The sequence below is a fragment of the Arthrobacter sp. SPG23 genome (assembly GCF_000876655.1).
Taxonomy (GTDB): domain Bacteria; phylum Actinomycetota; class Actinomycetes; order Actinomycetales; family Micrococcaceae; genus Arthrobacter.
This window is the reverse complement of record NZ_JYCN01000026.1, coordinates 266,101-277,605: the sequence shown is the minus strand read 5'-3', so window position 1 is coordinate 277,605 and position 11,505 is coordinate 266,101. Positions and strand designations below refer to the sequence as shown.

Annotated in this window: 9 protein-coding genes; 3 read left to right on the top strand and 6 right to left on the bottom strand. The window is 69.1% G+C overall.

The features are described 5' to 3' along the window. Nucleotides 1-10: 10 nt before the first annotated feature. Nucleotides 11-226: a VOC family protein gene (locus tag TV39_RS18505; RefSeq protein ID WP_442853510.1), complete on the bottom strand. Its 216-nt coding sequence runs from the start codon at nucleotides 224-226 to the stop codon at nucleotides 11-13. Between the two features lie 184 nt (nucleotides 227-410). Here TV39_RS18505 and TV39_RS18500 point away from each other — a divergent pair, with 184 nt between their 5' ends. Together TV39_RS18500 and TV39_RS18495 are read left to right on the top strand one after the other, a co-directional pair. Next, the gene (locus TV39_RS18500) at nucleotides 411-839 is read left to right on the top strand and encodes a hypothetical protein (RefSeq protein WP_043484433.1); all 429 of its coding nucleotides are present in this window, start codon (nucleotides 411-413) and stop codon (nucleotides 837-839) included. Between the two features lie 42 nt (nucleotides 840-881). Then, nucleotides 882-1,802 carry a 2-hydroxyacid dehydrogenase gene (locus TV39_RS18495; RefSeq protein ID WP_043484430.1) on the top strand — a complete coding sequence of 307 codons (921 nt, stop codon included), beginning with the start codon at nucleotides 882-884 and terminating at the stop codon, nucleotides 1,800-1,802. Nucleotide 1,803: 1 nt separating this feature from the next. Here TV39_RS18495 and atzF read toward each other — a convergent pair whose 3' ends face one another. The 5 genes from atzF to TV39_RS18470 all read right to left on the bottom strand — a co-directional run bounded on the left by atzF (nucleotide 1,804) and on the right by TV39_RS18470 (nucleotide 10,523). Beyond that, nucleotides 1,804-3,690, bottom strand: a complete 1,887-nt coding sequence (atzF, locus tag TV39_RS18490; protein WP_043484428.1) for an allophanate hydrolase — start codon at nucleotides 3,688-3,690, stop codon at nucleotides 1,804-1,806. After that, entirely contained in the window at nucleotides 3,687-7,346 is a 3,660-nt protein-coding gene (gene uca, locus TV39_RS18485; RefSeq protein WP_043484425.1) for an urea carboxylase, read from the bottom strand. Before uca ends, atzF begins: the two co-directional genes overlap by 4 nt. Next, nucleotides 7,343-8,032, bottom strand: a complete 690-nt coding sequence (locus TV39_RS18480) for an urea amidolyase associated protein UAAP2 (protein ID WP_043484422.1) — start codon at nucleotides 8,030-8,032, stop codon at nucleotides 7,343-7,345. Before TV39_RS18480 ends, uca begins: the two co-directional genes overlap by 4 nt. Further along, nucleotides 8,029-8,946 carry an urea amidolyase associated protein UAAP1 gene (locus TV39_RS18475; RefSeq protein ID WP_043484420.1) on the bottom strand — a complete coding sequence of 306 codons (918 nt, stop codon included), beginning with the start codon at nucleotides 8,944-8,946 and terminating at the stop codon, nucleotides 8,029-8,031. The genes TV39_RS18480 and TV39_RS18475 overlap by 4 nt, the downstream gene beginning before the upstream one ends. A gap of 65 nt (nucleotides 8,947-9,011) precedes the next feature. Continuing rightward, nucleotides 9,012-10,523 carry an amino acid permease gene (locus TV39_RS18470; protein ID WP_043484418.1) on the bottom strand — a complete coding sequence of 504 codons (1,512 nt, stop codon included), beginning with the start codon at nucleotides 10,521-10,523 and terminating at the stop codon, nucleotides 9,012-9,014. A 231-nt stretch (nucleotides 10,524-10,754) separates the two neighbouring features. On the opposite strand from TV39_RS18470, the gene TV39_RS18465 reads away from it, so the two are divergent. Continuing rightward, complete coding sequence (locus TV39_RS18465; RefSeq protein WP_043484416.1) at nucleotides 10,755-11,441, top strand: TetR/AcrR family transcriptional regulator; 687 nt, start codon at nucleotides 10,755-10,757, stop codon at nucleotides 11,439-11,441. Nucleotides 11,442-11,505 lie beyond the last annotated feature (64 nt).

Here is an 11,505-nt window from a genome sequence, read left to right as displayed (position 1 = left end):
GAGCCGCCGGTCAGCTCTCCCCGCGGCCGGCAGTGTCGATCACGCAGAAACGGTTGCCCTCCGGATCGGCCATGATCACGTAGTCCGCGTCGGCGGGCCGTTGGCTCCACTCAACGCGGGTGGCACCCAGATCGAGGAGCCGCTGCACTTCGCCGCTCTGGTCCTCTGTGTAGAGGTCCAGGTGGATGCGCGGCGGAAGGTGGACGCAAAGTGCCCCGCAACGCACAAGGGAATCTGTACTTCACGCGCAGGTTCATCGCGGAGTTGGACGCCCACGTGCGCCAGCCGGTCCCCTCACACACGGGACCTTGTTCTCTGGGAGCGCGATACCGGGATCCTTAGCATGGGCAGGGACGGATGGCCGAGCCACACCGGACCCGGCACGAGTCGCTGCTTGGTAGGAGAACCAGATGTCGAAGGTATCGAAAGCCACCGCTTCGTTTCACCAAACATTCCCGGGGTATGTGGACGCTTACGAGCAGGAGATCGGTGACTGGACCGTCAGCCTGGAAAGCAACTTCATCGATATGGATCAGGCGCGGTTCTTCAAGGGTGCGCCGAATGATCAGTGCCAGGCGAACCACCTGGGCTACGTGCTCAAGGGGAAGTTCGGTATCCGGAGAAGCGACGGGGTCGAGGAGATCTTCGAAGCCGGTGACGCATTCGTCATCGAGCCCGGGCACACGCCCCTCGTCTTCGCCGGGTGCGAGTTTGTGGCCTTCACCCCCACCGAGGAGGCCAGGCAGCAAAACGCGGTGATGATGCCAAACGTCATGAAGTTCGCCCAAGAGCAAGGGATCGAGCTCCCGGGACAGGACACCGGCACCGCCACCATGTAGGGGAAACTCGCCGGGATCCGTCCCTCCACTAGGCTGGCACCCATGACCCGGAAGATCACTGTCAGCCTGCCCGATGCCGTACTTCGCGAATACCTGACGCCGCACCCGGACGTCACCGTGCTGGAGTGGGACTTCTCGGGCGAACCGCCGCAGGCGCAGATCGACATCGTGGTCCCGCCGTACATGGGCGGGACGGGCGTCCTCCGGAACCTTGAAGCCGTGGAAACCGCCCTGGTGCAGAGCCAGTCGATCGGGTACGACGGCGTGGCGGACTCCCTCCCGGCCGGCCGGGTCTTCGCCAACGCGGCCGGCGTGCACGAAACCTCCACCGCGGAACTGGTCCTCGCCATGATGCTGGCAAGCCAGCGGGAGTTTCCGCGGCTGATGCGCAACCAGCAGGACGGCATCTGGGAAGGCCGGCCCACCGCCAGCCTGGCCGACCGGCGCGTTCTCATCGTGGGCTACGGCGGCGTGGGCAAGGCAATTGAGCAGCGGCTCATCCCGTTCGAAACCAGCGTCACCAGGGTGGCCAGCCGGCCGCGGACCGATGAAAACGGCGTGATCCACGGGATCGCCGAACTGCCGCAACTGCTGCCGGAGCACGACATTGTGGTGGTCGGCGTCCCGCTCAGCGACGCCACGACGCACCTGATCGACGACGCCTTCCTGGCGGCAATGCCCGACGGCGCGCTGCTGGTCAACGTGGCCCGCGGGCCGGTGGCGGACACCGAAGCCTTGGTCCGCCATACTGCCTCAGGCAGGATCCGCGCCGCGCTGGACGTCACGGATCCCGAGCCGCTGCCGCAGGACCACCCGCTGTGGGGCACGCCCGGCGTCATCATCACCCCGCACGTCGGCGGAGCAAGCTCCGCGATGCGCCCGCGCATGGGCCGGCTGCTGCAGCGGCAGATCGACCTGATGCTGGCGGGGGAGCCGCCGGTCAACGTCGTGCTGGGCGGCTGAGCTACCCCCGGCCGCGCTGCAGACCTGTCAGTAAAGCCTCGCCGGTCTGCCTCCAGATGCCCTGGCCGGCAGTGTCCGCGGAATGCTCGGCCGCATCTTGGGCCACGAGCCAGTCCCCGAAATGCGTGATGTCCCTGCCCCGGGACGCCGCCTCAGCGTCGCAAGCGAAACCCACGGCCGTTGATCCGTCGTTGAGCAGAACCGACCCCAGCAGCATGGGTTCGGGGAGCTCCGCGAGGAAGGACCCGAGAGCCGCCTCGGACAGCAGCCACCGTTCGGCGGCCAGTTCCGCGCCGTCGTCGGAACGGACGACGCCGGGCTTCGGCGGCTGAGTGTCCAGCGCCACCATCCGGTAACGGGGTGCCAGGGTAACCGGACCGTCCCAGAACGCGCCCCGCCGTTCCAGTTCGTCCACCAGCGGCTGGCCTTTACGATGCGCGCCCACCACGACGAGCGGCACGGCCTGCGCGCCGGCGGCCACGGGCCACGGCAGCCGTTCCGCGGCGGCACGGCTAAGTGCGGCCCGGCTCGGTGCGGCCCCGGACGCAAACAGTGACGGGAGGTCCGGCGTCGCCTCGATCCTGCGGGCAATGTCGGCCACCACGCCGTCGTCGAACGTCCTCCCCACAACGGTGAGCCCGAACTGCGCGACACCGTCGCCTCCGGCGTCCGCGACGGTGCCGGCAGGCACTGCGACGGCGCACATATCGAAGAGGTTGCAGAAGTTGGTGTACGTACCCATCCGCGAGTTGACCCCCACCGGGTCCGCGGCCACCTCGGCCAGTGTCGGGTGGAAAGGAGTGGTGGGCACGATCAGCGCATCAAATCCCTCGAGCCGGGACAGGGCTTCGCGCCTCAGCTCCTCCAGCGCCGCTGTGTCGCTGACGTACTGATGCGCGGCTACGCGGCCTGCCGCAGTGATGATGCCGGTGACCGTCGGGTCCAGCCCGCCGGCGGTGCCGCTTCCGGACTCGTCACCTGCCACCGCGGCGTCAATGAAGGACCCGACGGCGGCGTGGCGCTCGGCCACGAGCGCGCCGTCGTACAGCAGCCGGGCCGCCTGCAGGAAGACGTCCAGTTCGATCGGCTCGGCGTCCACACCGGTGGAGCGCAGCCGTTCGATCTGTGCGCCAAACTCGGCAGCCCATTCCTCCGGGAGCGCCGGGAGCGACGCCGGGTAGGCCACCCGTGGCCGGGACGGCGCCGCCAGCCTTACGTCTGCAGGCCACGCCCGCGATTCTCCGGCCATGATCCCCATGGCCAGCTCGGCGGTGTCCAGGTCGCGGGTCAGGATGGTGGCGGTGTCCCAGGACCGGCAGGCGGGCACCATTCCCGCCGTGGACACTACGTTGAGGGTGGGCTTGATGCCCACGATTCCCTGCAGCCCGGCAGGAACCCGGCCGGATCCTGCGGTGTCCGTTCCGATGGCGATGTCCGCCAGCCCCAGGGCCACGGCCACGGCGGAGCCTGAACTGGAGCCGCCCGAGATCCGGTCCGGCCGCCGCGCATCGCGGACAGCGCCGTACGGGCTGCGGGTTCCGACGAGCCCGGTGGCGAACTGGTCCAGGTTCGTTGAGCCCAGCACCAGGGCGCCGGCGGCACGCAGCCGCGCCACTGCCACGGCATCTTCGGCGGGCTCGTAGCCGAAACCGGGGCACGCCGCCGTCGTGCTGACTCCGGCGACGTCCACGTTGTTCTTGACCGCCAGCAGGAGCCCGGCCAGGGGAAGTCCGCTGCCGGACGCCGCGTCGGCGTCGATGCGTGCGGCCTCGGCCAGCAGGTCCTCGCGGCCGCGGACCGTGATCCAGATTTCGGGACGGTCGACGGCGTCGATCGCGGCGAGAGCCGCCGTCACCCGGGCGGTGGCTGATCCGCTGATGCCGCTCATGCCGCGCTCCCTTCGAGGACGAGCTCTTTGTCGTTCAGTTCCGCCGCTTCGAGGACCACCAGCGGTTCGCCTGCCACCACCTGGGACCCTGCGCTGGGCAGTACCCGCTGCACGATGCCGTCGCTGGGTGCGGTGAGCACGGTTTCCATTTTCATGGCTTCGATGGAGACCAATGGCTGGCCTGCCACCACCTTGTCTCCGGGTGCCACGTCCACCTTCCAGACGCTCGCCGCGAACGGCGAGCTCACCAGGGTTCCGCCGTCGGGAACCACCACTTCCTCGGAGGGCGGCGCGATGGCGACGGCCTTTTCCGCACGGTCGAACTCGCCGGCGTCCTCCCAGGCCTTGCGTTCGATGGCGAAGGCCCTCTCCTGCCGTGCACGGAACGCGGCGATCGAATCGCTGTTCTCATCGAGGAAGTCCTCGTGCTCGGCGAGGGAGAAGGTGCCGTCCTCGATCTCCACGCCCCGGCCCCGGCCGGCAGCCATGTCCGCCCGCAGGTCCAGGAGTTCCTCCGGGCTGACCGGGTACCAGGAGATCCGGTCGAAAAACCTCAGCAGCCACGGCGAGCCGGGCTCGAACGGGGCGGCCGTGGCGTGCCGGGACCAGACCTGCGTGGTGCGGCCGACGAACTGGTAGCCGCCCGGACCTTCCATGCCGTAGATGCACATGTACGCGCCGCCGATTCCCACCGCGTTTTCCGGGGTCCAGGTCCTGGCGGGGTTGTATTTTGTGGTGACCAGGCGGTGCCGCGGGTCCAGCGGCGTGGCCACGGGAGCGCCGAGGTAGACGTCGCCCAGGCCGAGCACCAGGTAGTCCGCGTTGAAGACGGTGTCGAAGACGTCGTTCACCGAATCCAGTCCGTTGATCCGGCGGATGAACTCGATGTTCCACGGGCACCAGGGAGCATCGTCCCGCACGCCCGCCATGTACCGCTCGATTGCCTCACGCGTGGCGGGGTCGTCCCAGGACAGCGGAAGCCTGACGGTGCGGCTCGGGACAACGAGCTCCGAGCTGGCGGGGAGGGCGGCTTCGATTTCCCGCACGATGCCCAGCAGGCGGGAGGTGGGGAGGACGGACGGATCGGCCTTGACCTGCAGTGAGCGGATGCCGGGTGTCAGGTCCACGATGCCGGGAAGCCGCAGCCGCTCCAGTTCCTGGTGCAGGGCGTGGACCCGGGCGCGGAGGCCGAGGTCCAGCACCATGTCGCCGTATTCCACCAGCAGGTTGTCGTCGCCGGAGCGGCGGTACGTCACGGCCGGCCGGCCGTCGCCTTCGGGCACGCGGCCCAGCACGCCGTCGTCGCCGTCGCCGTTGGAGCGGCCGGTGCTGGAAGAGGGGAGCAGCAGTTGCTGCCGGGCCGGGCCGAGCTCTTTGGCGGACGGTGCCTGGACGGTCTTCACCGGAACGAAGCGGACCGTGTCGCCCGGGCGGAGCTGGCCGAGCTTCCAGCGCTCGCCGGTCACCACGGTGACCGGGCAGACGAAGCCGCCCAGGCTCGGGCCGTCGGGGCCGAGCAGGATGGGGGTGTCCCCGGTGAAGTCCAGGGCGCCCACCGAGTAGGCGGTGTCGTGGATGTTGGAGGGGTGCAGGCCCGCCTCGCCGCCGTCGTTCCGTGCCCAGCGCGGCTTCGGGCCGATCAGGCGGACGCCGGTCCTGGCCGAGTTGAAGTGCACCTCGTAGGACGCAGCGAAAAGTTCGTTGATGTCCTCGCGCTGGAAGAACTCCGGGGCGCCGTGCGGTCCTTCCACCACCATGAGCTCCCACTGCCTGGTCAAGGCGGGGCGGCTTTCGGCCGGAACCGGGGCGGGCACCGTGTCGGGTGCCGTTCCGGCCACGGCGCGGAGCACATCGCCGGCGCGCAGCACGCGGCCGCCGTGGCCGCCGAACTGGCCGAGGGTGAAGGTGGAGGCGCTGCCGAGGTAGGTCGGGATGTCCAGGCCGCCCTCGAAGAGGATGTAGCCGCGCAGCCCGGCACCCTCGGCCGATCCGACGTCGAGCACGCCGCCGGCGGGAACCGTGACGGGCTCCCATGCCGGAACGGCATGCCCGTTGACGGTGACGGCCACCTCCGCGCCGGTGACGCAGACGGTGGTGTCGTGCGTGACGCGCAGCGCCGGGCCGGCCATGGTGAATTCGAGTCCGGGCGCACCTTCGGGGTTGCCCAGCGCCACGTTGCCCAGCCGGAAGGAGAGGTCGTCCATGGGGCCGCTCGGCGGCACGCCCACCTGCCAGAGGCCGGTCCGTCCGGGCCAGTCCTGCACGCTGGTTTGCAGGCCGGGACGCTCCACCGTGATGCGGGGTTCGGGGTCGCCCACGCTGTCCAGGGTGCTGGTGGAGTGCGCGGCGGCCCGGACCACGTCCAGCCCGGTGACGGAGCGCAGCATGCCGAGGTTGGTTTCGATGCCGTCCATGCGGGTGTGCAACAGGGCGTCGGACAGGGAGTCGAGGGCTTCGTCCCGGCTGGCGCCGAAGGAGATGAGCTTGCCCAGGAGGGGGTCGTAGTTGGTGGACACCTCGCTGCCGGTTTCCACCCAGGCGTCAACGCGGACGACGTCGGCGCCCGGGTATTGGGCGTTGGTGACGGTTCCGGCGCTGGGCTGGAAGTTGCGGGCGGGGTCTTCGGCGTAGATGCGGGCTTCGACGGCGTGGCCTGTCACCGGAAGGCTGTCCGGCAGGCCGTCCAGCACGGGCTGCTGCTGGGCCAGGTTGAGCATCCATTCCACCAGGTCCACGCCGGTCACGGCTTCCGTGACCGGGTGCTCCACCTGCAGGCGGGCGTTCACTTCGAGGAAGGACGCTTCCTGCCGGACGGGGTCGTAGACGAACTCCACGGTGCCGGCGGAGCGGTAGCCCACGGAGGCGCAGAGCGCACGGGAGCTGCGGTGCAGTTCCTCGCGAAGTCCGGCCGGAAGGTCCGGCGCGGGTGCTTCTTCGAGGACTTTCTGGTGCCGGCGCTGCAGGGAGCAGTCACGGTCCCCGAGGCTGACCACGCGGCCTTCGCCGTCGCCGAAAATCTGCACCTCGACGTGGCGGGCGTGTTCGATGTAGCGCTCGGCGAAGACGCCGGCGGTGCCGAAGCTCGAGCTGGCGAGCCGGGCCACCCGGGCGTAATTCTCGGCCAGTTCGGCTTCGGTGCGGCAGACGGCCATGCCGATGCCGCCGCCTCCGCCGGTTGCCTTGAGCATCAGCGGAAAGCCGATCGTGGCGGAGGCCGTGATGGCTGCGTCGAGGTCCTCAAGCAGTCCGGAGCCGGCGATCATGGGCACTCCGGCGCGCTGGGCGGCGTCCCGGGCGGTGTGCTTGGTGCCGAAGATCCGCAGCTGGTCCGGAGTGGGGCCCACGAAGACCAGCCCGGCGGCTTCCACGGCCTCGGCGAACCCGGCGTCCTCGGACAGGAAGCCGTAGCCGGGGTGGATGGCGCCGGCGCCGGTGGCTGCCGCGGCGGCCAGGATGGCGTCGACCCTGAGGTAGGACTCCTTGGCGGGGGCCGGTCCCAGCAGGACGGCTTCGTCGGCGAGGCGCACGTGCTTGGCGCCGCGATCCGCCTCGGAGAAGACGGCCACGGTGCGCAGCCCGATCTTCCTGGCGGACTCGATGATGCGGCAGGCGATTTCGCCGCGGTTGGCGACGAGCAGGGTGTCGAAGCGGTTCATCGGGAGGCCTCCGGGCGGGTGACGATCATGCGCACGGGCGTGGGGTTGAAGCCGTTGCAGGGGTTGTTGATCTGGGGGCAGTTGGAAACCAGGACCAGGGTGTCGGCCTCGGCGCGGAGGGCCACCCGTTTCCCGGGAGCGGAGAGCCCGTCCACGATGCCGAGGGCGCCGTCCGGGTCCACGGGGACGTTCATGAACCAGTTGATGTTGGAGACGAGGTCCGGCTTGCCGAGGCCCCATTTGGAGCCTTCGATGAGGAAGTTCTCCACGCAGGCGTGCTGTTCGTGGGTGTGCTGGCCGTAGCGCAGGGTGTTGGATTCCTGCGAGCAGGCACCGCCGATGGTGTCGTGGACACCCACTTCATCGGCCACCACGGTCATGAGCGGTTCGCCGCTGTCAGCCCTGAGGACGGATCCGGTGGTGAGGAAGATGGAGCCCTGCGCGGCGATGGTTGCGGCGGCGGAGTACCGGGCGGCGGTGTCTCCGTCTGCGTAGAGCAGGCAGTCCACGGCCTGGTTTCCCTCAAGGTCCACGATGGTGAGGACGTCCCCGGCTTCCACCACGGCGGACCACGGGCCGCGGGCTTCGACGTATTCATCCAGGACGACGCGCCCCGGGACCAGGGCGGCAGTAGCGGCGTCCGGCTGGGTTGCCTGCGGCTGGACGGTCAATGTGCTGGTGTTCATGCGGAAGTCCTTGCGGTGAAGTCGTGTTCGGTGTTCTGGAGGGCAAGCAGGTGCTCGGGGCCGGGCGTGAATCCCAGGTTTCCGGCGGCAAGGGCTGCGAGGTCTTCGGGCGCCTGCCACGCGACGATGTCCACGGCGCTTCCGGTGAAGTCCGGCCGCGGGTCCAGGGGGTGGGCCGTATTGGCCAGCACCAGCACGGCGTCCATCTGGAGGAGAAGTTCGACGGCGGTGCCTGCACCGGCGCTGCCGGTGAACCGGATGGTGCCGTCCGCGTCCACTGCGGTGCCCTTGAAGAAGGAGATCGACGGCGGCACTTCCCGCTGGCTGATGCCGTGCTTGAGGGCGCCGAGCGTGAGCAGTTCACGGCCGGCGGGTGAGGCGCTGTGCGCGGAGCCCGCACCGTATTTGGCCTGGTTGCCTGCAATGCTGGTGGTTCCGGTGAGGGCGTCGTGCCTGCCGGAGGAGTCGGCCACGAGGGTGGCCATCAGCCGGCCGGCATCGGAGAGCAACGGATGCCCCGGACCGAGGTAGGCCTGCCACGGGACCTTGACGGTGTCCGCGACGTTGATCCGCTCGTAGCTCGCACCGGCCCGGAACAGCACGGCGTGGACGCAGGCGTCGCCGTCGGTATCGGTCAGCCGGATCCTGGTTCCGCGGGCCAGTTCCAGGTGGGTGTACCGGCCGAACGCGAGCGATTCTGCCCAGGTGAGCGTGGCGGCGGCCTCCGCCGGCAGCCCCGCCGTGAGGCGGTCGGGGGCCGTTGCCGCGGGCACGTGGATCATGGTGTCCGCCGTCCGTCCGTGCTGGGCACGGGCATGGGCGCGCGCACCCGCCGTGGTGGCGGTTCCGGCTGTGGTGGTCCCTGCGGGGTCGGTTCCGGCGGCGGGCAGTGCGGATTCGAGGGTCTGTGTCATGTCAGTCATCTCTTAGCTGTGTTGGCTGTTAGCTGTGTTTGGCTGTTGGGCAGGTCGTCGGGCGGCTACGCTGCGGGAGCGTCGGAGGTCTTGCGGCTGCGCACCCAGATGCCCAGGAGCAGCACGGCCCCCACCATGAGCGGTGCGGAGAACAGCAGGAATCCGTTTTCGCCGCTGGGGTCGTAGACCTCGGGGCGCGGCCAGGCGAGATTTACCACCATCACGGCGCCGTAGAGGACGGCCAGGACGTTGACGGGAAGCCCCCAGTGGCCCAGCGAGAACAGCCCGCCCGGCATGGTCTGGCTCACCCGGTCCCAGTCTCCGCGCAGGCGGCTGAGCAGCTGCGGAACAGTGACCAGGAGGTAGGCCAGGTACACCATGACGATGCAGACGCTGCAGAGCGTGGTGAACAGGGCGGCGTTGCCGATGTTGATGGCAAGGACTCCGACGGCGAGGCCGCCGATGGCGATGGACGGCCACATCGGCGTGCCGCGCTCCGGGTGGACCGTAGAGAGGAGGGCCGAGGCTGGGAGTTTACCGTCGCGGGCCATCGAGAACACCAGGCGGGATCCCGCGGTCTGGATGGCGAGGGTGCAGACGAAGATCGCGACGGCGACGTCCACCAGGAGGACCTTGCCCCAGAAGGTTCCCAGGACGGCGGTCAGCACGTAGGGCAGGCCCTCGGTGGCGAGGCGCCCGTCGTCGAGGCTGGGTGCGGCCATGAGCGCGGTGATGATCATGAGCCCGCCGCCGATGCCGGAAATGATCAGGGCCGACAGGATGGTGCGGGGCGCCGTCTTCCGCGGGTTCTTGGTCTCCTCCGAGAGTTCCCCGGCGGAGTTGAAACCGACCATCACGTAGGCGGCCATGAGGCCGGAGACCAGGAACGCGCCCACGGCTCCGAGGTCCGAGCCGGCCACCACGCTGACGTCCGCCACTACCTCGGGTCCGCGCTGGGCAGCGGAAATCAGGGCCAGGATGACGGCGGCCACACCCACGATTTCGCAGGTCACGCCGATGGAGTTGACGTGGGACATCAGCTTGACGCCCATGCAGTTGATCACCGTGGTGACCACCAGGAGTGCCGCGCCGAGGACTACTGCGTTGGCTGCGCCGGTGACGGTGGCCAGGGCGGGATCGCCGCCCACCACCTGGAAGCCGTCCCACAGCTGCGGGAGGACCACCTGGAGTGCGATGGCTGCGGCTGCCGCCGTGACAACCTGGGCGATGGACATGAACCAGCCGGCGAACCAGCCCACCACTTCGCCGCCCATCCGGCGGGACCACTGGTAGACGGCGCCGGAGAGCGGGTAGCGGGCAGCGAGCTCGGCGAAGTTCAGGGCAACGAGCAGCTGGCCGATCAGTACCACCGGCCAGGTCCAGAAGAACGCGGGTCCGGCGAAGGAGTAGCCGAAGGCAAAAAGCTGGAAGATGGTGGTCAGGATGGAAACAAACGAAAATCCTGCGGCAAAGGAGGCGTAGCGGCCAAGTTTGCGGTGCAGTGACGGCTGGTAGCCGAGCGAGGTCAGGTCTGCATCGTCTGCGTGGGCGGACGCCGTCGAAATGGTGGAAGTCATCGGTTTCTCCGTGTCTGGAACGGGGGCTGGTGACCACATCTGGGTAGCCGCTGTATGGCCCCTCCCGAAATACCGGTCACTTGATAGTTTTCCAGTGCCGTGTCCCGGTTCCGTTTCACCCGTGTAAAAGCTGGATTTCCAGGTGTTTCAGTTCTGTGAACAAAAACTCACCGGCGCCCGGCCCTGCCGGCCCGGCGCATTCGGCACTCTCAGTCGGTGTAAGAATGTGGGGTGACTTCAGCCGGACCGGGTCGACCCCGCAAGCAGCAGCCAGTGCGCCCGGGGGCCACCGCCCGGGACGAAATCCTCGATGCCGCCGCCGAACTCTTCACGGGCCAGGGTTTCGCGAACACCTCCACGCGGGCGGTCGCCGATGCCGTGGGCATGCGCCAGTCGTCGCTCTACCATCACTTCGGCACGAAGGATGACATCCTCGGCGAGCTGCTTAAAGGCACTGTGGCCGGCGGCCTGGAGTTCGCGAGGGCTGTCTGCGCGGCTCCCCGGCCGGCCGGCGCAGTGGCGGCGGCCGCAGCGCTCCATGCAGTCGCGCTTTATGACGGGAGCTTGCTGTGCAATGCCCGTTGGAACCTTGGCATCCTCTATCACCTGCCGGAGGCGCGGGCGGAGCGTTTCGAACCGTTCATGGCGGACAGGCGCGAGTTGCGGCAGCTGTACCGGGACCTGGGCCAGAGGGTCGTGGAACTGGTTCCGGCACCCGGCGGTGCCGGCAGCGCGCCCCTCGGTGAGCTGGCGTTCCGCATGGTTGAGTCATTGATCAACCTCCGCGCCGACGGGCTCGCGGACAATGACTCAGCCACGCAGACTGCTGATGCCGCCGTCGTGCTGGCGGGCCTCTCCGCCGAACTGGACGAGGTTCGCACACTCAGCGGGAACCTGATCTCGGAACACGGCCGCTAGCTCAAGGGCCCGGACACCCCCGGCCAAGCGGCCGGCACCGTACCCCGCGACCGGGTCCGGGCAA

What these genes read in the sequence shown, in the direction of transcription:
- TV39_RS18475 (WP_043484420.1), bottom strand. Translation starts at nt 8,946, where the DNA reads ATGACACAGACCCTCGAATCCGCACTGCCCGCCGCCGGAACCGACCCC.
- TV39_RS18480 (WP_043484422.1), bottom strand. Translation starts at nt 8,032, where the DNA reads ATGAACACCAGCACATTGACCGTCCAGCCGCAGGCAACCCAGCCGGAC.
- uca (WP_043484425.1), bottom strand. Translation starts at nt 7,346, where the DNA reads ATGAACCGCTTCGACACCCTGCTCGTCGCCAACCGCGGCGAAATCGCC.
- TV39_RS18500 (WP_043484433.1), top strand. Translation starts at nt 411, where the DNA reads ATGTCGAAGGTATCGAAAGCCACCGCTTCGTTTCACCAAACATTCCCG.
- TV39_RS18495 (WP_043484430.1), top strand. Translation starts at nt 882, where the DNA reads ATGACCCGGAAGATCACTGTCAGCCTGCCCGATGCCGTACTTCGCGAA.
- TV39_RS18470 (WP_043484418.1), bottom strand. Translation starts at nt 10,523, where the DNA reads ATGACTTCCACCATTTCGACGGCGTCCGCCCACGCAGACGATGCAGAC.
- atzF (WP_043484428.1), bottom strand. Translation starts at nt 3,690, where the DNA reads ATGAGCGGCATCAGCGGATCAGCCACCGCCCGGGTGACGGCGGCTCTC.